Origin of the sequence: Rhizobium sp. AC27/96, assembly GCF_001692325.1 — a bacterium.
Lineage (GTDB): Bacteria > Pseudomonadota > Alphaproteobacteria > Rhizobiales > Rhizobiaceae > Rhizobium.
Genome location: NZ_LXKN01000019.1, coordinates 1 through 19,940 on the forward strand (window position 1 = coordinate 1; position 19,940 = coordinate 19,940).

At 59.4% G+C, this 19,940-nt stretch carries 21 protein-coding genes; 5 read left to right on the forward strand and 16 right to left on the reverse strand.

Annotated elements, in window-relative coordinates:
• Nucleotides 1-311 precede the first annotated feature (311 nt).
• The 4 genes from A6U86_RS18355 to traC all read right to left on the reverse strand — a co-directional run bounded on the left by A6U86_RS18355 (nt 312) and on the right by traC (nt 3,207).
• Nucleotides 312-620 (reverse strand): WGR domain-containing protein, encoded by a 309-nt coding sequence (locus A6U86_RS18355; protein ID WP_068394238.1) that lies wholly within the window; start codon nt 618-620, stop codon nt 312-314.
• Between the two features lie 158 nt (nt 621-778).
• Nucleotides 779-2,704, reverse strand: a complete 1,926-nt coding sequence (gene traG, locus A6U86_RS18360) for a Ti-type conjugative transfer system protein TraG (protein WP_068394121.1) — start codon at nt 2,702-2,704, stop codon at nt 779-781.
• Nucleotides 2,691-2,906, reverse strand: coding sequence for a type IV conjugative transfer system coupling protein TraD (gene traD / locus A6U86_RS18365; RefSeq protein ID WP_068394123.1), 216 nt, complete (start codon nt 2,904-2,906; stop codon nt 2,691-2,693). Before traD ends, traG begins: the two co-directional genes overlap by 14 nt.
• 4 nt (nt 2,907-2,910) lie before the next feature.
• Nucleotides 2,911-3,207 carry a conjugal transfer protein TraC gene (gene traC / locus A6U86_RS18370; protein WP_068394124.1) on the reverse strand — a complete coding sequence of 99 codons (297 nt, stop codon included), beginning with the start codon at nt 3,205-3,207 and terminating at the stop codon, nt 2,911-2,913.
• Nucleotides 3,208-3,462: 255 nt separating this feature from the next.
• On the opposite strand from traC, the gene traA reads away from it, so the two are divergent.
• Genes traA through A6U86_RS18390 form a run of 4 tightly spaced genes read left to right on the forward strand, consistent with a single transcriptional unit; the run spans nt 3,463 to nt 9,133 of the window.
• Nucleotides 3,463-6,789, forward strand: a complete 3,327-nt coding sequence (traA, locus tag A6U86_RS18375) for a Ti-type conjugative transfer relaxase TraA (protein WP_068394125.1) — start codon at nt 3,463-3,465, stop codon at nt 6,787-6,789.
• Nucleotides 6,786-7,352 (forward strand): conjugative transfer signal peptidase TraF, encoded by a 567-nt coding sequence (gene traF / locus A6U86_RS18380; RefSeq protein WP_068394130.1) that lies wholly within the window; start codon nt 6,786-6,788, stop codon nt 7,350-7,352. Before traA ends, traF begins: the two co-directional genes overlap by 4 nt.
• Nucleotides 7,342-8,505: a conjugal transfer protein TraB gene (locus A6U86_RS18385; protein ID WP_068394131.1), complete on the forward strand. Its 1,164-nt coding sequence runs from the start codon at nt 7,342-7,344 to the stop codon at nt 8,503-8,505. The genes traF and A6U86_RS18385 overlap by 11 nt, the downstream gene beginning before the upstream one ends.
• 16 nt (nt 8,506-8,521) lie before the next feature.
• On the forward strand, nt 8,522-9,133 hold the full coding sequence (locus A6U86_RS18390; protein ID WP_068394132.1) for a TraH family protein: 612 nt from the start codon (nt 8,522-8,524) through the stop codon (nt 9,131-9,133).
• 17 nt (nt 9,134-9,150) lie between these two features.
• On the opposite strand, the gene A6U86_RS18395 is transcribed toward A6U86_RS18390, so the two are convergent.
• The 3 genes from A6U86_RS18395 to A6U86_RS18405 form a co-directional block, all read right to left on the reverse strand.
• The gene (locus A6U86_RS18395) at nt 9,151-9,531 is read right to left on the reverse strand and encodes a DUF5615 family PIN-like protein (RefSeq protein WP_068394134.1); all 381 of its coding nucleotides are present in this window, start codon (nt 9,529-9,531) and stop codon (nt 9,151-9,153) included.
• On the reverse strand, nt 9,528-10,160 hold the full coding sequence (locus A6U86_RS18400; RefSeq protein ID WP_068394136.1) for a DUF433 domain-containing protein: 633 nt from the start codon (nt 10,158-10,160) through the stop codon (nt 9,528-9,530). Before A6U86_RS18400 ends, A6U86_RS18395 begins: the two co-directional genes overlap by 4 nt.
• Nucleotides 10,161-10,331: 171 nt before the next feature.
• Nucleotides 10,332-10,544 (reverse strand): helix-turn-helix domain-containing protein, encoded by a 213-nt coding sequence (locus A6U86_RS18405; RefSeq protein ID WP_068394137.1) that lies wholly within the window; start codon nt 10,542-10,544, stop codon nt 10,332-10,334.
• Nucleotides 10,545-10,753: 209 nt separating this feature from the next.
• On the opposite strand from A6U86_RS18405, the gene A6U86_RS18410 reads away from it, so the two are divergent.
• Nucleotides 10,754-11,071, forward strand: a complete 318-nt coding sequence (locus A6U86_RS18410) for a transcriptional repressor TraM (RefSeq protein WP_068394242.1) — start codon at nt 10,754-10,756, stop codon at nt 11,069-11,071.
• 3 nt (nt 11,072-11,074) lie between these two features.
• On the opposite strand, the gene A6U86_RS18415 is transcribed toward A6U86_RS18410, so the two are convergent.
• The 9 genes from A6U86_RS18415 to A6U86_RS18455 form a co-directional block, all read right to left on the reverse strand.
• A complete protein-coding gene (locus A6U86_RS18415) occupies nt 11,075-11,779 on the reverse strand; it encodes an autoinducer binding domain-containing protein (RefSeq protein WP_068394138.1) in 705 nt (234 codons plus the stop codon).
• 286 nt (nt 11,780-12,065) lie between these two features.
• The gene (trbI, locus tag A6U86_RS18420; RefSeq protein WP_068394140.1) at nt 12,066-13,364 is read right to left on the reverse strand and encodes an IncP-type conjugal transfer protein TrbI; all 1,299 of its coding nucleotides are present in this window, start codon (nt 13,362-13,364) and stop codon (nt 12,066-12,068) included.
• 11 nt (nt 13,365-13,375) lie between these two features.
• A complete protein-coding gene (gene trbH / locus A6U86_RS18425) occupies nt 13,376-13,816 on the reverse strand; it encodes a conjugal transfer protein TrbH (RefSeq protein ID WP_068394142.1) in 441 nt (146 codons plus the stop codon).
• A 3-nt stretch (nt 13,817-13,819) separates the two neighbouring features.
• Nucleotides 13,820-14,632: a P-type conjugative transfer protein TrbG gene (gene trbG / locus A6U86_RS18430; RefSeq protein WP_068394147.1), complete on the reverse strand. Its 813-nt coding sequence runs from the start codon at nt 14,630-14,632 to the stop codon at nt 13,820-13,822.
• 17 nt (nt 14,633-14,649) lie between these two features.
• Complete coding sequence (locus tag A6U86_RS18435) at nt 14,650-15,312, reverse strand: conjugal transfer protein TrbF (protein ID WP_068394149.1); 663 nt, start codon at nt 15,310-15,312, stop codon at nt 14,650-14,652.
• Between the two features lie 20 nt (nt 15,313-15,332).
• The gene (gene trbL / locus A6U86_RS18440) at nt 15,333-16,514 is read right to left on the reverse strand and encodes a P-type conjugative transfer protein TrbL (RefSeq protein ID WP_068394151.1); all 1,182 of its coding nucleotides are present in this window, start codon (nt 16,512-16,514) and stop codon (nt 15,333-15,335) included.
• Nucleotides 16,508-16,708 carry an entry exclusion protein TrbK gene (gene trbK, locus A6U86_RS18445; protein ID WP_068394153.1) on the reverse strand — a complete coding sequence of 67 codons (201 nt, stop codon included), beginning with the start codon at nt 16,706-16,708 and terminating at the stop codon, nt 16,508-16,510. Before trbK ends, trbL begins: the two co-directional genes overlap by 7 nt.
• On the reverse strand, nt 16,705-17,502 hold the full coding sequence (trbJ, locus tag A6U86_RS18450) for a P-type conjugative transfer protein TrbJ (RefSeq protein ID WP_068394155.1): 798 nt from the start codon (nt 17,500-17,502) through the stop codon (nt 16,705-16,707). The genes trbK and trbJ overlap by 4 nt, the downstream gene beginning before the upstream one ends.
• Entirely contained in the window at nt 17,480-19,930 is a 2,451-nt protein-coding gene (locus A6U86_RS18455; RefSeq protein ID WP_068394157.1) for a conjugal transfer protein TrbE, read from the reverse strand. Before A6U86_RS18455 ends, trbJ begins: the two co-directional genes overlap by 23 nt.
• Between the last annotated feature and the right edge of the window lie 10 nt (nt 19,931-19,940).

A 19,940-nucleotide genomic window follows, 5' to 3' on the forward strand; every position in this document is an offset into this window, starting at 1 on the left:
CGACGCTCGCGCGGTCCACATGGCCTACATCCAGTTTTCGCTTCTTCATATCCCGGCGACCGTGATTGTGGGCGATAGCCTGGCAATGCGGTTCCGGGACGAATGGCACACAATGGCGCATATCATGGGCGGCTGGTCGGCAAAGCTGGGGGGAGCAAGGGAAAGCTCGGCCTGAACCTTCTGGCAAAAGACTCTGCTCTTCGTCGTGATCGAGGCTCCGTTCGCAACCTTCCCGGGTCGGCGTAGATGACACGGCAGCGGCCACTTCAGCCACCCCGATTTGTCGTCACTTGCAACCGAGGTGGCGCAAATCAGCTTTGCGAGGACTGCAGCGCTGTTCTTGGCAAATATCCGCGCGCACGCTTTTGTTTCAGAAGGTCGAGGAATAACAGGACCGCCTCCTCTTCCCGTTCGAAGACATGTTGCTTCTCCTGACCGCTTTTGCCGATCCTCCCCCATCGCCGGGTTAGGCAGGCCTCTCCGAATATCGTCTGCTCGATTTCCATGGCATAAAACCGGGCCATGTTCTTGGCTGGATCCATTCGTTCGACATACAGCTGGTAGGGTTGCGAAATCATGCCGGCATGATCGCCACACGCCACCGCCGCGTCCAACGACATATATGAATCATAGAGGTCCGACCGATTCATTTTCGTGAAGAATGGCATTCGGGTATGGCGCCGATGGCGTGCGGACTTCAGCCAGCTAGGTCACGGTCGGAAAGCCAAATGCCATCAGAGGCGGCAAGCGGTCGAGGTATTCGTCGAACGTAATCTTTTCATCTCGCCCCGGCTGGTGAATGAAAGCGGTTCTCACCAACGCAGGCCTTCATATCGCCGCGGCGGAACCAGATGGCGCGCCCGCATCTGAGTGGTGAGTTGCCGGCCGTGAAGACGATCTGGTCGTCGGCACGCATGCGCAGAACTTCGTGAGGCTGGATGAGTGGTCGAGCCGCGAGTTGCTTCGAGCGTGTTCGCGACGATCCCTTTGCCTGGAAGCTGCGGCTCATCTGGTCGATCTCGACCGTGGTCATGCCACAGCGCTTTGATATGTAATCCGCGGTTTCGGGATCGTTGATGGCAGCGAATGAGATCCAGCTAGCACTCTCGAACCACTTGCTTGCCGCATCGCGGCCGCCATAGGTCTCGCGCATCTGGCCGATTGACTGATAGATCATTGTCAGTGTGATGCCGTACTTGCGGCCAGCATCGCGTGCCGTTTCGAGAATCCGCATGTAGCCAAGCCGCGCGACTTCATCGAGGAGAAACAGCGCGCGCCCCTTGATCTGTCCGTCGCGATTGTAGATCGCATTGAGAAACGAGCCGATGATGACGCGTGCAAGGCCCGAATGGGTCTCCAACGTCTTAAGGTCGATGTTGATGAAGACGTCAGTTTTGCCGGTCGTAATGTCGTTGGTCGAAAATTTCTTTCCAGACACAAGCGCGGCATAGTTCGGATAGGAAAGCCAGTGTGTTTCCTTGACCGCATTGGCGAAGACACCGCTGAATGTTTCTGGCGTCATGTTGACGAAGGCCGCGACGTTCTCCTTCACGAAATCCGAACCCGAATTGTCGTAAATGTCTTGCAGCCGCCTGCGCAATGTCGGCTCTGGCTCCGAGAGATTCATGCGCACCTGCCGAAGCGTCTGATCCTTCTCATCCGTGTGGCCGGAAAGGCAGACATCGGCGATCAGCGCCGTCAGAAGTTGCAATGCCGACGCGCGAAAGAAGTCGTCACGGACGCCGCGCGCGCCGCCGCTGTCGCTCATGATCCAAGATGCGACTGAGGCGATATCCTCTTCCTTGGTTCCGCCGAAACGGCCGACCCAGTCCAGCACGTTAAAGCCGATTTCGGGTTTCCTCGGATCGAGAACGAACACGTCCCTTCCCGCTCCGCCGCGTTGCGCCGAGACCATCGGTGCGACCTCGTTCGAGGGATCGAGCACGATCAGTGTGCCGCCCCATTTGAGTGCTGTCGGGATTGTAACCGACGTTGTCTTAAAACCACCAGAACCGGCAAAGACGATGCCGTGCGACGAGCCGAAGGAGCCATCGAAGCACAGCAGCGGCGACTTTCCGCCGGCGCCCCAGGTCTCGGTGCGGTCGGCTCGAAACGCGTGGCTCCCGACATCGTCTTTGTCGACGCGATAGCGCTCACCGATGACTATGCCACCGGCATCGGGAAGCAACTTTGCCGCTTCTGTGAGTTTCATCCAATCCGCTTCACCATGGAGCGCCCGCTTGCCCTGAATGCGTTGCGGCTCGGCCCTTGCGAAGGCGGCATTGCCTATGAGCACCACGCGGAAAGCGAAGCAGGCACACATGAATGCTGCGCCCGCTCCGATCGATGTTGCCGGATCAAGATAGGCGAAGATTGGCTTGTCTGCAGGCAGCGCCTTCGTGAAGGCGGCAAGTCGCATCGTTTCGCGGGTAGCGGCGATCAGGATCGCCCCGCTGCATCCAAGAATGACGCCCCAGCCTGCCATCCTGATGTTGATCGAACCGGCGCTCGCGAACAGGAACAGGATGCCGATCACCACGCTGGCGATATAGGGTAGTGCGATGCCCGCCCGTCCCCATGCCAGCCGTGCGGCCTCGGTCTTGCCGAGACCGGAAAGCCACTGTTCGATCCCGGTCATTCCGATGACGACCAGGATCATCAATGCCGCCGGCCCGACGACGAGCGCAATCCTATTGATTGTCATTGCCAAAGGCCTCTGCGCCGATTGCGGTGAGCCGGGTTCGCTCGCCCTCATCGCCTTCGATACGGTGGGCTGCATCGATCAGCGCACCTAGCAACAGCGCGCGCTTCTCGTAGCGGAGCCCGGCTTTTACGATCAGGCCGCCGAGCTCGATCTTTTCGCGCGTGTCCTTCTTGCGGGCGTCGGATGTCATCGTCCTCGCCATACGCTCAAGCCTCGCTAGCGCTGCCCGCGCCCGCGCCAGACCCGTCCGCCCCGGTCGATGCTTGTCGGCTGCTCTCGCTGCCGCCTTTCTTCCCTCCGGTCGTAGCACCCTGCCCTCCGCGAAATCGCTTGGTTAGCTGCTCAAACGCTGCCTGAAGCTCCGCCTCGTCGATCTCGATCTCGCCAAGACCCGCCTTGAGCGCGATCCGGCCGATCCGCTCGGCTTCCCTTTTCTCGGAGTCCTTGAGCTGTTCCTGCAGCTTGGCGATTTCGTCGCGGATTTTCGAGGATGGTTTCTTCATGTCCGATCGTCTCCCTGGGTGAGAAAGCTTGTCTTTCGAACCGAGTTTCCGGGAGAGCAGTGCGGAACGCACTACTGTGAATTCTGCAATCGCCAACGGCGATGCTTTGGTGAATGATCCCGGCCGTTCCGAAGGAGCGGCTTCCAAGGGCGCAATTATACGTCGCTGGCGCGACGCCCTTGCTTGAGGCCCGGTCAGGCCTCCCGCTCCCGACGAACCCATTGATTTCGTTCGCAACCGGGAAAGAACTCCGCCGTGGCCGTCCCTCACTTCTCCGTCAGCATTGTCGCCCGCGGCTCCGGCCGCAGTGCCCTGCTGTCGGCGGCCTACCGGCACTGCGCCAAGATGGAGTTCGACCGGGAAGCCCGGACGATCGATTACACGCGCAAGCAGGGGCTCCTGCATGAGGAGTTCGTCATTCCAGCCGATGCGCCCGAATGGTTGCGTTCGATGATTGCCGATCGTTCGGTCGCCGGCGCATCCGAGGCCTTCTGGAACAAGGTCGAGGCATTCGAGAAGCGGTCCGACGCGCAGCTCGCCAAGGATGTGACCATTGCCTTGCCGTTCGAACTGAAGGCCGAGCAGAACATCGCGCTCATGCGCGATTTTGTGGAGCGACACATCACGGCCAAGGGCATGGTCGCCGATTGGGTCTATCACGATGCGCCTGGGAATCCTCACGTGCACCTGATGACGACATTGCGACCGCTGACCGAAGACGGCTTCGGTTCAAAGAAGGTCGCGGTTCTCGGTCCGGACGGCAAGCCGATCCGCAATGACGCCGGCAAGATCGTCTATGATCTATGGGCTGGTAGCACTGAGGATTTCAACGCGTTTCGCGACGGCTGGTTTGCCTGCCAGAACAAACATCTGGCGCTCGCCGGTCTCGATATTCGCATCGATGGACGCTCTTTCGAAAAGCAGGGTATCGACCTCGAGCCGACCATTCACCTCGGCGTCGGCACCAAAGCCATCGAGCGCAAGGCGGAGCAATCCGACCGGAAGCAGGAGACCTCGACTCCCGAACTCGAACGCATTGAACTTCACGAAGCTCGTCGTAGTGAAAATGCGCGCCGCATTCAGCGTCGTCCCGAGATCGTGCTTGAGCTGATCACGCGGGAGAAAAGCGTCTTCGATGAGCGCGATGTGGCGAAGGTGTTGTATCGCAATATCGACGATACCAGGCTCTTCCAAAGCCTGATGGTAAGGATCCTGCAGAGTCCGGAAGCGCTCAGGCTCGATCGCGAGCGAATGAATCTTGCGACCGGCGTCCGGGAGCCGGCGAAATACACGACGCGCGAGATGATCCGGCTTGAAGCCGAGATGGCCAACCGGGCGAACTGGCTTTCGGGCCGCGTCTCCCATGGCGTCCGTGAGGCGGTGCTGCAGGCGACCTTTGCGCGCCATTCCCGTCTGTCGGATGAGCAGCGAACGGCGATCGAGCATGTCGCTGGCGGCGAACGGATCGCCGCCGTCATCGGCCGCGCCGGCGCCGGCAAGACGACGATGATGAAGGCTGCCCGCGAGGCGTGGGAAGCGGCTGGCTATCGTGTCGTCGGCGCCGCCCTGGCGGGCAAAGCGGCCGAGGGATTGGAGAAGGAAGCGGGCATCCAATCGCGTACCCTGGCGTCGTGGGAACTTCGCTGGAACCAGGGTCGCAACCAGCTGGATAACAAGTCGGTCTTCGTACTCGACGAAGCCGGCATGGTGTCGTCGCGGCAGATGGCGCACCTGGTCGAAGCCATAACCAAGGTTGGCGCCAAGCTCGTCCTTGTCGGTGATCCGGAACAGCTGCAGCCGATCGAGGCAGGCGCCGCCTTCCGCGCCATTGCCGATCGCATCGGCTATGCCGAGCTAGAGATGATCTATCGACAGCGCCAGCAATGGATGCGCGATGCCTCGCTCGATCTCGCTCGTGGCAATATCCGCAAGGCTGTCGATGCCTACACCGCTCATGGTCGAATGATTGGTTTGAGACTGAAGGACGAAGCGGTCGAAAGCTTGATCGCAGCTTGGGATCGCGACTACGACCCTTTGAAGACCAGCCTGATCCTCGCACACCTCCGCCGCGACGTCCGAATGCTCAACGATATGGCGCGAGCCAAGCTGGTCGACCGCGGCGCCGTCGCAGACGGATTTGCATTCAAGACCGAGGACGGAACCCGCATGTTCGCGGCTGGCGACCAGATCGTGTTCCTCAAGAACGAGGGCAGCCTCGGCGTCAAGAACGGCATGCTCGCAAAGGTGCTTGAAGCCGCTCCCGGCCGCATTGTTGCCGAGGTTGGCGAAGGCGAACACCGCCGCCAGGTCACAATCGAGCAGCGCTTCTACAACAACCTCGATCACGGCTATGCGACGACGATCCACAAGAGCCAGGGCGCGACCGTCGACCGGGTGAAGGTGCTTGCCTCCCTCTCGTTGGACCGGCATCTCACCTATGTCGCCATGACGCGCCATCGCGAGGATCTCGCCGTCTATTACGGCAGTCGCTCCTTCGCGAAATCCGGCGGCCTTATCCCGATCTTGTCGCGCCGAAACGCCAAGGAAACGACCCTCGATTACGAGAAGGCGTCGTTCTATCGCCACGCTCTTCGTTTTGCGGAGGCGCGAGGTCTGCACCTCATGAATGTCGCCCGGACGCTTGCTCGCGATCGCCTCGAATGGACCATCCGGCAGAGCTCGAGGCTGGTCGATCTCGGCGTTCGCCTCGCCGCTGTTGCAACGAAACTTGGTTTCGTCGGTAGCATCAAAAACCCCCGAATCCAGGACCCGATCAAAGAGGCCAAGCCCATGGTGTCAGGCATCACCACCTTCCCGAAATCGTTGGAGCAGGCTGTCGAGGACAAGCTCGCCGCCGATGCCGGCCTCAAGAAACAATGGGAGGACGTCTCAACTCGCTTCCATCTGGTTTACGCACAGCCGGAAGCAGCCTTCAAGGCGATCAACGTCGACGCCATGATCAAAGACCATTCGGTCGCGCAGTCCACCCTGGCGAAGGTTGCCACCGCGCCCGACAGCTTCGGTACGCTGAAGGGCAAGACCGGTGTTCTCGCCAGCCGCGCCGACAGGCAGGATCGGGAAAAAGCCATCGCCAATGTGCCGGCGCTCGCCCGAAATCTTGAACGCTATCTGCGTGAGCGGGCCGAGGCCGAAATGAAACATGAGACGGAGGAGCGCGCGGTCCGGCTGAAGGTTTCGGTCGACATCCCGGAACTGTCTCCAGCGGCCAGGCAAACGCTTGAACGCGTCCGCGACGCGATCGATCGCAACGATCTCCCGGCCGGCCTCGAATACGCACTGGCAGACAAGATGGTGAAGGTCGAACTTGAAGGTTTCGCGAAGGCTGTGGCCGAGCGCTTCGGCGAACGAACCTTCCTGCCTTTGGCTGCGAAGGACGCCGATGGCAAGACCTTCGAAACGGTCACGGCAGGCATGACCGCCGGCCAGAAGGCGGAGGTCCAGACCGCGTGGAATTCCATTCGGGCGATCCAGCAACTTGCTGCTCATCAACGAACGGCCGAGGCGCTGAAGCAGGCCGAGACGCTGCGTCAGGCGAAGAGCCAAGGGCTCTCGCTGAAATGACGGCGGGAGTTGGAACGCGCCGGGTGACGACCGCGCAACGACGACGAGCGGCTGCGATCCTGTCGGCGGCGACGTTCGCCGCTATCGTGCTCGTGGTGACTGCCCTCGCCGGCGGTTACCGCATCAATCTGACACCGAGCGAGCCACTCGGCCTGTGGCGCTTTGTTCCGCTCGATCGCCCCGCTGCTGTCGATGACCTGGTGTTCATCTGCCCACCGGCAACCGCGGAAATGCGGGAGGCGCGAGCGCGCGGCTATCTCCGTCCCGGTTCCTGCCCGGACGGTGTTGCACCTCTGATCAAGACGGTGATCGCAGTTGCAGGACAGCATGTCGAAATCGGCGCCGATGTGAGCGTGGACGGGCGGCCGGTTTTCTCTTCCAGGCTCGCATCACGAGACGGAAGCGATCGGCCGTTGGTGCCGTTTACGAGTGGCATCGTACCGCCAGGATATGTCTTCCTGCATTCGTCGTTCTCCGGTTCTTATGACTCCCGATACTTCGGTCCGGTGCCCACCTCTGGCATTCTCGGGCTGGCGCAGGAGGTCCTCACCTATGCGCCGTGATCATCTTCGAACGACGCTGCTGCTATTCGCTTCGATCGCAATCGGCGTGGTGGGCTGGAGCGGCTATGTGTTGCTCCTCCCTGTCGCGCCGGCGTTTCCGATTCTTTGGTCGATCTCGCGCACGAGGTTAGTGGCCGCACTCGTCTCCACCGGATACTTCCTTGCCGCGTCGCGGGGTCTGACACAGGGCGTCGCCGCCTTTTATTCGTCCGATATCTGGCCGGGCTTGTTGCTCTGGCTATGCGCGTCCATGAGCTTTGTCATCGTGCATACCGTCGTCTGGACGAAGAACGCCTGTACTCGGCCGTTCCGCTATCTCCTCGCGGTCGTGATCATGGCCATTCCGCCGTTCGGCATCACGGGCTGGGCACATCCTATCACCGCCGCCGGTGTTCTGTTTCCGGGCTGGGGATGGTGGGGATTGGGCTTCATGACAGCTGGCCTTGCGGGCCTCGTAACCCGCATTTGGCCAGCTGTCGCCATCGCCTTGATAGGCCTTTGGCTTTGGTCCGCCGCGTCGTGGACCGAGCCGCATCTACCGAGTGGCTGGCGCGGTGTCGACCTCGAATTGGGCGCTTCGCTCGGTCGGGATGCTGGTCTTCAGCGCCAGCGTGACATGATGGCAACGGTGCGTGGCGCAACCGGCGATGGCGCCCTCTATGTGGTGCTGCCGGAAAGTGCGCTCGGCTTCTGGACGCCGACCGTGGAGAGGTTTTGGACAGACGTCCTCCGCGACGGCGATGCAACAGTCATCGCTGGCGCCGTGGTGGTCGACCACGGCGGCTACGACAATGTCCTCGTGGCGATCGATGGCAAGGGCGCTCACACCCTCTATCGCGAACGCATGCCGGTTCCGGGTTCTATGTGGCAGCCGTGGCGATCCTGGTTTGGGGAGAGCGGCGGCGCCCGGGCGGATTTCTTCGCGAACCCGGCCATCGCCGTTGGTGCCAACAGGGCGGCACCACTGATTTGCTATGAGCAACTGATCATCTGGCCCGTCCTCCAGTCCATGCTGCACGATCCTGACTTCATCATCGCCGTCGGAAACGGTTGGTGGACCGAAGGGACATCAATTGTCTCCATCCAGCGTGTTGCCACGACCGCGTGGGCAAAGCTCTTCGCAAAGCCACTCGTCATTGCCTTCAACACCTGAATGCCAAGGAGACACCATGCTGGACGCCGCTCTGATCAAAGAATGTGCAGACCCTGCCCTCAAGCCCGCGATCGTCGAGCAGTTCGTGACATCAGCGGGCTCGGCTGATCCCCTCGCCGTCACAGTCAAATCGGGCGGCCGGTTGATCCTCATTCCAAAAGCGGCATCGGCCGATGAGGCGATGGCGATCGTGCGTCAATATGCAGGTCAGGCCGTCGTTCGCGTCGGCCTCACGCAGCTTCCTGCTGGGATTGGAGTCAAGGATCCGACTGATCTGAATCCCGACCTTGTCGATGCCTGCCAAAACCTCCGCAAAGGTACGGCGATGTTCGCCAAGGCCCTGCGGATCGTCGCCAAGTGGTACGGCAACCCCACGAGTAAAGACGTCTTCCCGCAGATCTTCGAGGACGCCATCTACGCATGGAAGACCGGTGAGTTCGAGGGCGTGAGTGTGTTCCAGGCTTCCGATCCAGGAGGCGACGTGACGGCTGCAAGCGCGCCGGCCCTGGATGACGATGTCGCCCACCGTGGGAACAAAGGGGATTCGCACCCTGAGCAGTCGGATGAAAATCTCGGCGCGGAATCGGCTGAAATGCGGATTGACCTGTCGCGGATCGGTGGAAAATGATGCCTTAGGGAAGGTGACTAAGCCTCCGGAAGCGAATAGCGCGTGAGAACGGCGCCATCCTCCCCATCGAGGGTCACCTCGATGACTTCATTAACAAAATCGCTCGCGCCCGCGAGGTCTCCGAGAATAAGATCAAACAGTTCCCGTTGCAGCGACGGCAGGACCTGCGGCACGATAATGATCAGTCCGGCGTGCAGTTCTTCTTTGGCATAGAGTTTTCGGAAGTCGCGAGCGTTGTTCGTCACGAAGGTGAAATCCTCCTCGATGATCCGAGGCATCAGATCCCAGTCGGTTTCGCCGCTCAGTCCCAGCCAATTCACATGGAAACAATCATGGCCGTGAGTTTGTGCCACGGCCACAAGAGACGTGTGAAGGCATTCGTCGATAAGAAACCTCACGAGGTCGAGCCGGATTGTTTTGGGACAATCCCATTCCGAAGGCTCAGGCGCTTCACGGATTTGACTTTGAGACCCTGCTCCGAAAGCTTCCGCGGACGACCCCTGGCCGGATGTGCGGCAGCCCAGATCTCGGCCAGCCCGACCGTACGCTCAGTGAGCGAAGGATAACCCTCTAGGATTTCCGCGGTGCTCGCACCCTGGGTCTTCATCGCGGCGATCGTTCTCACCGGAACGCGAGTTCCCTTGAAAACCGGTTCTCCGCCGACGAGGCCCTTCGTGCTCTCAATCATTCGCTCGGCTTCTCGAAGCGCCTCGGCGCGCGCGGCCAACTGTTCCCGTGCCCGTGCTACATCGACAATGAGATAGTCGTCTGCCCTCACCGTATCAGCATCGGGGTTCTGATCGATGGTGTCGAATAGACGCTTGCGCCGCTCGGCAGACAAGATCGACCCGACGCCATACCAGAGCTTCAGCCGAAGGAGATCCTCGTCGTTGAGTGCTCGTCCCTTGCCGCCGATAATATGAGTCGCGATGATCCGCTTGTCGATTGCATTATGCACAGACTTTACAGCGATCTCACTGACAGCTGCAGCCTCGGTGGGCGTGTAGGCGTGTGATGTGGTGGCCATAATAATCATTCTCCTTGCGAAGAATATATAATAGGCGCGACGCTCATGTAAAGCCCTGATGCAAAGCGGGCTCGGTGGTAGGAACAGGCTCAAGGGTTTCACGGAAACGGATCCGCTGCGAAAGTCACCTCCAAGGCTGGAAAATTATTCGCCTTTGGCACGATTGGCCAGTCAGTTTGATTTCGTCACAAGCTCTGCGGGTTCGACGCCGAGCGCCTCTGATATCTTACCAAGGACGGTGACGGTTGCAGACCTCTCGGCGCGCTCGATCGCTCCGATATAACGCATACTAAGGCCCGTGCGGTGCGCCAATTCCTCCTGCGTCAGTTCCTTGCCATGGCGTATTCGACGCAAATTAGTCGCCATGACATCCTTGAGATCCATGACGAGAGCGGAACCTGAATCGGAACTATTGTTCTAGGAACTATAGTTCCTATTCCGCTCTGCACGTGATATTAGTCATCGTGCCGATGTTCCCTCGTGATCTTGGGCGTATGATTGCTGCACGCGGGCAGCGCAATCATGGCTCAAACCAGCACGGGCACCGAGGCACCTTTTCTGGTGATGAAGCAATGAAATTAGGGGAGAAATGGATGGCTGAAGTGGGCTCCTCCGAAACCGAAAGAGATGGAAGAGCAGCTGGATACGGTTCGATGCAAAGGTCAGAGCTTGAGACGCTGGCAGTTGCAGCGATTCGAGAACATCGCCAGCTCGTCGCGGCAGACCAGGTTGTCTATGACGAGTGGTTGCGCGCAAGCGATGACCCGTCGATCTCAAGTTCCGTGCTTCAGACCCTCCAGGACGAATACCTCGCTCGACAGAAGAGGTCCGAGGCCCAGCAGGAGGAGCTGTCTGAAATCTTGGACGCACTTGGCTACGTTCCAGACGTGGCTTTGGAAAGCGGCGAATAGACTTCAGACGAGCCCACGATCCTTGGCAATGGCAACGAGCTGTGGCACGGACTGGGCGTCATATTTTTTACGCGCCTTATCGAGATAGTGTTGTACGGTTCTGGCATTGATCCCGGTCACCATCGCCGTTTCAGATGCCGTCTTTCCCTTTGTTGCCCAAATAAGGCAGGTCATTTCGCGGGGCGACAGCATTCGCTTGGGATTCACCGCAGTCTTTGCCGCAATGATCTTTAGTTGATAATGGATGGCCATCACCAGCTGAACCGCTCTCTTGGAATCCAGCGAAGCTGAAATGTCCACTCCTTGCTCCGATGAAGCGAAGGTCAGCATCATCGCGGATCCGAAGCTTCCCTCCACCGGGATGGTTACACCGCAGCGAATACCGTGGTCGATCGCCTCGTCGCGAAACCGCCGCAACGGAGATGATCCCCGGGAAGGCCAGTCGTCTGCCGTCCAGAAGAATATCTCGCGTTTGCGCTTCGCATCCGTCACCACGGGATCGATGCGCGAATATTCACTGCTGAGATAGATGCGCTGCCACCGCTCAGGGTAGGAGTTGAACGTCCTGACTTCGAGACCCTCGGTTTGCAGGTAGGCGAACCGATCATATCCACAGGAATGCGCGAAATATTTAAGCGCACTCTTGATCATGTGCTCGTCCTGCGCAGCTTCCACACTATCGATAAGCGAGCGAACGTGTCCGTCCACGGCACCTCTCCTATGTTCCTGACCCGCCGTTATCGTTCATAGACGATGGTCAATCGGGCCACGTGTCTAGTGGGCCGCCGGGTGGCGTTACGATCGGTTTTCCATCGGCAACTAGAGGTGCTCGCGCCTGGCGAAGCAGTCCCTTGATCCGTGTAGAAAGTATTACCAGCACGGCGGCATCTTCAAGTCGCGCCAATCTAAAAGTCGACTGAGATGCGAAAGTTTATGCGGACGTGACAACACTGCCACTGATTCAATCGCGGACATGGTCCTTGGCTCTACGTGCCTAACTTTGACGATAGGCAGAAGGAAAAATGATGTCCTGGTCGACGAGTACGTTGAATTTGTACCCCGGACGAATCCGGATCGTTGGCTGAACGTTGAGGTTCTTCGAGATCGTCTCTTCCGCGACGCGGCCGAAGCTTTCCGCAAAATTCCGCCTCGCAGCATCAGAGGCAGTTTCCTGTGTCGCAAGGGTCGAACTCTCGGGCATCGACATATCGATCCCGGTCCCGATGATTGCCACCAGAGCCGCCGATCCGAAAGTCCTCCAGAGATGGCGGTCGACCTTGTCCTGGAATCCGCCATATCCTTCCGCGTCAGTTCCTGCCATACTACCGATCTGCAGGGTAGACCCATTCGGAAAGATCAGGTCCGTCCAGACGGCAAGAACACGTTCCTGACCGAATGAGACCTTGGAATCATAGCGACCGAACAGCTTCGCTCCCTGTGGGATTAGAAGGCGATAGCCGGTTGCGCTGTCGTAGACATTCTGGCTGACCTGAGCGGAAATCCGCCCCGGAAGATCGGAATTCAGGCCGGTGATCAGTGTTGCCGGGATGACCGATCCGCGCTTCAATTCGTATGGTGACATCTGGGGCACGACCTGGTTCGGCAAGTAGCCGAGATCCTTGATATCCTGATTGAGAAAATCCTCCTTCGACGTCTGCCCGTTCTGATCGATGTTTTGGCCCATCTGGCCGGATTTCATGGCCGCGGCATAAAGGTCTGACGCACTGTTTGCCGCGATATTCTTCGGCTGGCGCCCGGTGTTATCGGTGGTGCCGGCGACCTTCTCGACATCGGAGATGTCTACTTTAAGCGGCGAATCGAGCGCCGTGGAACGAGCCTGGAGGCGTGCCATCCGTTGGCGCTGGGCCCCGCGCAAAAATTGCTCATCCTGCTCCCGCTTTAGGCGAGCCCTCCATTCCTCTTCGGATTCGAGCTTTTGTCGGGGGGCTTGTCGTTCCACTGGTTGGCGCTCGACGGCCGGATCCTGCCTGTCCTTTTTCTCGACGGCGACGGGTGCAGGCTGGAACACCTCCTGCTTTTCTGGGTCACCGATAATGCCATCGGTAACGCCTCGCTTGAGCCGGTCGCCGAAACTGGTCGCCGGGCTGTTGGAAGCACCCGCGATGCCACCGCGATTGAAAGAAAGTCCTCGCAGTGACAGACCAATCACGACGATACCGACGAACAGCACGACGACAATGATGGCGATGATGATCGGCAGCCGGTTGAGTCGACGCATACCATTCTCATCGGCGGCCTGGCTGGACGTGCCAAGCTGGAGCGATTGGACCATGTTAATCTCCGTCAGTTGCGCTGCTTGATCGAAAGCGGACTGACCGGCGTGGTGCCGGCTGCCGTCGGCGTATAGGCGCGGCCGAGAGCGATGGAAGGCGTCGAGATCCGCACCAGCAACTGTCCCTCGAATCCCTCAATTGCATAGGTAAGCTCGACAGGCTTGATGTCTTTGGCGACTTTACCGTCCGAGACGACTGTATAGCCCCACCCCTTCAGAGCCGCCTCGAGGGCCGTCGCGAACTCCGACGTATCTTTCTCCATTTTGATCGTGGTCGCAGCACCGGCTGGGCCAATCTGTTCGATCAGACGACTTGCCATGTCGCCGGCGATCGCACTCGCAGCCGGTCCGGTGACGGCAACAGGTGTGGAGCTGATGGTCAGTGCATCGTCGGCTGTTTGGCAAGCTGAGAGCAGCGCGACAACGACGAAACACGCGAGAAGTTTGCCCATCGATCACCCTCCCCGCCGGATGGTGATCTGCTCCTTCTGCCAACCGACTCCAGAAACGAGGATCGCTTTGTCTATCGCATAGTCGACGGTCATCATGTCGTTCTTCATCCGATAATTGACGATGCGGTTCTGTCCGCCGGAGACGACGAAGAGCACAGGTGCATCCTTGCCGGAGATCGACTTCGGGAACTGAATGTAGGTCTTCACCCCATCGGAATAGACGCGCTTCGGTTTCCACGGAGCACCGCCGCTGATCGAATAGGAAAAGTTCAGCTTATCCGGTGCCGTGCCGGGAATGCCTCCGGTTTCGAGGCGGGCATTGATGTCAGCGAGCTTGGTCGACACGTCTTCTGGATACTCGAAACCAACACGTGCCATGTACTGGCTGGGATGGGACTTGAGCTGGATATGATAGGTACGGCGCGATGTCGTAACGACCATCGAAGTGAGAAGGCCTGGCTCCGACGGTTTAACGATGAGATGGATGGCCTGCCCGCCTGTGGCCCCCGATGTGGCCGGCTCGACCTTCCAGCGCACGGTGTCGCCGACGAGGACGTCGCGAACGATCTCGCCACCCTGAAGTTCGATGTCGCAGACCTGCAGAGGAGAGCAGACGACAGAAGGTTGGGTCTCGCCGAACAGAAAGATGACCTTTCCATCCGGACCTGTTGTAACCAGTCCCGGCGAGCCACGCCATTTGCTGGAAAGGTTTGTGCCCTTCACCTCGTTGCTCGTCATGCCTTGCGCCTGCGCGCCTGCCGCAAACAAGAGCCCAGCCGTGCAGCCGACGACTGCGATCAATTCTGTTTTCTTCATTGAAGGTATCCCTGCCCTTAAAGCTGTGCTGTCCAGTCGAAATCTCGGACATAGAGGCCGATCGGATTGAGGCGGATCGTCGCCTCATCCTGTGGCGCGGTGAGCGCAACAGTCGCGATGCCGCGGAAACGGCGTGTACCGGTTTCCGCGCCCTTGCGGTCCCGCTCATATTCCGTCCAGTCGATCTGATAGGTCTGGTTCGAGAGCGCCACGATGTTGTTGACCTCGATGGCAACGGTCGAGGTCTTCGCCTTCTCGAACGGAGAGTTGCCTCGGAACCAGGCGTTGACCTTCTCGGTCGACGGATCGGACGTGCGAAGAAGTGCGTAGGTGCGGTCGATATATTGCTTCTGCACCACCGCATCCGGCGTGATCGAGCGAAAGCTTGTAACAAAGTTGCCAAGTGTAGCGCGCACCACGCGGACATCGGCATACTCGATCTGCTCGGGAAAACCTGCCGTGACCGCCGTTCCGAGCTTGTCGACCTCGACGATGTAAGGCACGAGCCTGACCTGGGTGCTGAGATACATCGCGTAGCTGAAGCCGATGACGGCCATGACGAGACCGAGGACACCAACGATGCGCCATGCGGCGGCGGCCTTCACATAGGAGCCATAGCGTTCGCTCCATTCCTGACGGGCGGCAAGGTACGGGTTTTCCGGGGCGCGATTCGCTGCCATTTATTTTTCCCTTATCTTGATTACGGTTTGTCGTTGCGTTCCGGAGGAGGCTTCGGTCCACTATGACCGCCGCGCTGTTCATCGAGCTTGGCGTTGGCCAGTCCGAGAATGGATCCCGCATAAGCACCGGGAGAGCCGATTGCCTTATCCTTAGCAGCCGAGCTTGCTGCGCCCGACACCGATCCGATGGCTGCCCCCATTCCACGAAGCGCAGCACCAGCGAGGGAAGAACCCGCTGCTCGCGCGGATTGACCCGCTGCGAAGCCTGCACTGGCACCGCCGGCCGCGAGGAAGCCAGCACCGGTTGCAAATGACGCCGCTTGTCCGCCGTGGCGGATCGCTTCCATTCCTCCTGACACGGACGCGCCTTGGACAACGCCCTGGATGATGTTCGGGACATACATTGCGATGATGAAGACGACGACGGAGATGCCAGCAATAGCCAAAGTCGTGACGAACTGATCCGATGAGGCAGTTGGAGCTTGAGCAAGGCCAAGCAGAACGTTCGATCCGATCTTGGCGATCATCACCAAGGCCATGAGTTTCATCCCGACGCCAAAGGCGTAGATGAGGTAGCGAATGGCAAAGTCTTTTGTGAAGGAAGAACCGCCGAGCCCAAGCATGATCATGCCGGCGAGCAGACCAACATACATCTCGACCATGACCGACACGAAAATAGCTGCAACCAGCGAGAAGGAGATGACGATGATGCCCATGGCGAGGACAGCGGCAATCGCGAGCGCATTGTCCTGGAACACACCGAACCGTGCTTGTTGCGACATTTGGGAGGCGACGCGGATGCCGGCATCAAACACTTCCGCGGGTGAAGCTGAACCACCGCCGGCGCCAATCTGGAAAAGGCTGTCGACCACCGCGCGCGCAAAGGTCGGACCTTGGGTCAGAACGAATGCAAAGAACCCGATGAACATGATCCGCCGCACCAGTTCGGCGAACCAGGTGTCCAGCGAGGCTGACTGGATCGCCAGCCAAACGGCCGCAATGCCGATCTCGATCGTTGCGAGAATCCAGAATAGGGATTTCGCCGCATCCATGATGGTGGTTTCCCACCCTTTCGCGGCGGACGAGACCTGGTTTTCAAGCTCGGTGAGGACTTGTCCCTCCTGCGCGAAAGCAGGTGCGACATAGGCGAGGAAAAGGAGACCTGCAATCAGAAACGAACGGGGATCAGTTGCTTTCACCATCTCGGGCGCATCTCCTGACCATCCTTGATCGGTGGGAACTCCTTGCCAGAGCCGAAGAGTTTCTCCCCGGCGGCGCGTAGCTTTTCGGTGAGCGCCGGTTCGCCTGCGTTTCGTGAATTGACGATCAGCGCTGTCGCCGCAGACGATGCAGCGGCAACAGCCAACAGCAAGGCAATCAGGATGGAGCGGCTCACCAACGCGGCTCCATTTTCTGACCTTGGGGAACGCTCTTGACCTCGGCGTTGAAGAACTTCTCCCGCCGGGCCTGCGCCAGATCCTTGTCGGTCTGTTCCGTCTGAAGCCAGGTCCCCATCATCGTCATCTGTTGCGAAACGAGACCGCGAAGCTTCTGAATTTGCGCGACTTGCTGAGCGGCAATCTCGTGGCCGACCTGCAAAGCCTTCATCTGCCCGTCCGCCGTCTCGGACATCGACCGCAGCGAGGACATCGTGTCTTCCTCGCTATCGAACTGGTCGGCGGTGAGGCTCGCGGCCTTCAGCGAGCTGGCAATCGTGTCTCGGTTGGTATTCGACCAGGATTGGTAGGTCGAGGAGAACGTCGCGTTATCAGGCAAATTCGTCTTGAGATCGGCGTAACTCTGAAAACGCTGCTGAAGGACGTCGTCCGCATTGCCCATCGAAAAGGCGATACCCTGTCCCTGACCGACGATGCTGCGCAATTGGTTGAGATCGCTTTCGACCTGCCCCCAGGCATGGTTCGGAAGCTGCGCGGTGTTTTGCAGCATGTTCTGGTAGATCTTGAGCTGGTTCTGGATTTGCTCCGCAAGCTGACTGATCTGCGTCAGCTGATTGTCGACCTGGATGCCAGAGCTTTTCATAAGGTCGACGAGTTGCGCGTTGTTGGCGAGCTGTGTCCATTCCGTCGCAGCGCCGGTGGCTGTGCCGGCTTGCACTGTGCCTGCGGCTCCAATCGTGAAAGCGGCCGCCGCTAAGCAGGCGAGCCATCTATTTGAGTAGCGATGCACCATCGTGAACTCCTCTCGTTTCAAGCCAGTGGATCGGCCAGTCGCGGCCATGTTCGGATTTCAGTGCGCGGATGCGTTTGAGGTCCTCTTTGCCCGACGCGCCGACAAAGCTCAGCGCAACTGGTCCAAGCGACATGTCGAAGAGTCGCCGTCCCTCGGGGCTGACGACGTAGTATTCGCGCTTCGGCATCGCGGTTGCGACGATTTCGATCTGCCGCTCGTTGAAGCCGACGCGCTCATAAAATTCTCGCGCCCCCGACTCGCGAGCGGCGCCATTTGGGAGGCAAATTTTGGTGGGGCAGGATTCCTTCAGCACGTCGATGATCCCGGACCGTTCGGCATCGGAGATCGATTGGGTCGCAAGAACGACAGCGCAATTCGCCTTACGCAGCACCTTGAGCCACTCGCGAATCTTGTCGCGGAATACGGGGTGGCCGAGCATCAGCCACGCCTCGTCGAGGACGATCAGGCTTGGCGATCCGTCAAGACGCTTCTCGATCCGGCGGAACAGGTAGGTCAGCACCGGTACGAGATTGCGTTCACCCATGTTCATCAGCTGCTCGGTCTCGAAAGTCTGGAAGGCGCCGAACGTAAGGCCGTCTTCTTCAGCATCGAGGAGCTGGCCCATCGGGCCATCGACGGTGTAGTGATGCAGCGCGTCCTTGATCTCGCGCAGTTGCACGCCGCTGACGAAATCCGAGAGCGAGCGTCCGGATGCGCTCGCCATCAGTCCGATCTGCCGAGAGATGGCGTTGCGATGATCGGGGGTGATGGTGACGCCCTGTATACCGACCAGCATCTCGATCCATTCCGTCGCCCAAGCCCGGTCAGCATCACTCCTGAGTTCGGAGAGCGGGCAGAAGGCCAAGACCCTCCCCTCCTCCGCATTGTCGCCGCCGATCTCGTAGTGATCGCCGCCGGCCGCGAGCGTCAGGGGAAGAAGCGAACTGCCCTTGTCAAAGGCGAAGATCTGGGCATTTTCGTACCGGCGAAATTGCGCGGCGATCAGAGCCAGAAGTGTCGACTTGCCCGAACCGGTTGGACCGAAGATCAGCGTGTGACCGACATCATCGACGTGAAGGTTCAGACGAAACGCTGTCGAGCCGCTCGCAACCTGCATCAAGGGCGGTGAATTTGATGCGTAAAAGGGGCATGGCGCGACCGGGTTCCCGGACCACACAGAGTTCAGCGGAATCAAGTCGGCGAGATTGCTGGTGTTGATCAGCGGCTCACGAATGTTGCAATACCAGTTGCCTGGCAGGCTGCCGAGATAGGCGTCGGTGGCGTTCAGCGTTTCGATCCGCGCCCCAAAACCTTCCGCCTGGATCAGCCGCCGGATCGCTTCGGCCTTCTCCTGGAGCGCCTCGCGATCGCTGTCGAACAGCACGACGACCGGTGTGTAATAGCCATAGGCAACCAGTTGCGACGAGGCCTGCGCGATCGCATCCTCCGTTTCGACTACCATGGTCATGGCGTCCTGGTCGACGGATCGACTTTGTGTCTGGAATAGCTGGTCGAAGAAAGGCCGAACTTTTTGTTGCCATTTCTTGCGTGTGCGTTCGAGTTTTTGTCGAGCCTCCTCGGCGTCAAGGAAGATGAAGCGCGATGACCATCGGTAGGTGAGCGGCATCAGATCAAGGCTGTTCAGAATGCCCGGCCAGCTTTCTGCCGGCAGACCGTCGATCGCAACGACGCCGAGGAAACGGTTTTCGACCTTTGGCGTCAGTCCGTGTTCAAGCTCGGCCGTCGCGATCCAGTCAAGATACATGGGAGCACTAGGAAGCCTGATCGGGTGGCTCTCGCCGGTGATGCAGAAGCGGGCGAACTGAAGCAGCTCGTCATATCGGGCAATCCTTTCCCCTCCCCTCTCAACCGTTTCACGGGTTTCCATTCGCCGGATCGAAAGTGTGTTGGCAAAATACTGCTCAATCTCTCGCACCGCGTTCTTGAACACGAAGAGCACCGTGTCCGCGTAGGACTTCTTCCGGCTCTCCTCATCTGAGTAGATATATTTGCTGAGAGCGGTCTTCTTGGACTCTGGCGGCCGGTAGGTCAGGATCAGCGCATGCTTGCTCTCGAAATGCCCCTGCTCGCGGACAAAATGCGCCCGGCGCTCGGCGTCGATTGCGCGGGTTACCGGGTCGGGGAAATGGCAACGCTCTTCCGATGGATAGTCGACTGTTGGAATGCGGATGGCCTCGACCTGGATCATCCAGCCGGTGCCAAGCCGCGACAGGATCGCATTGATCTGCCTCGACAACTCGTTGCGTTCGAGGTCCGTCGCGCTTTCGGAATCCGGCCCCGCGAAGTACCAGCCGGCCATGAGGCTCCCGTCTTTCAAAAGGAGGACGCCATTGTCGACGAGTCCGGCATAGGGGACGAGATCGGCGAAGGACGGGCCGGTCACCCGGAAGCGTTTGAGTGCTACCATGACCGCCTCC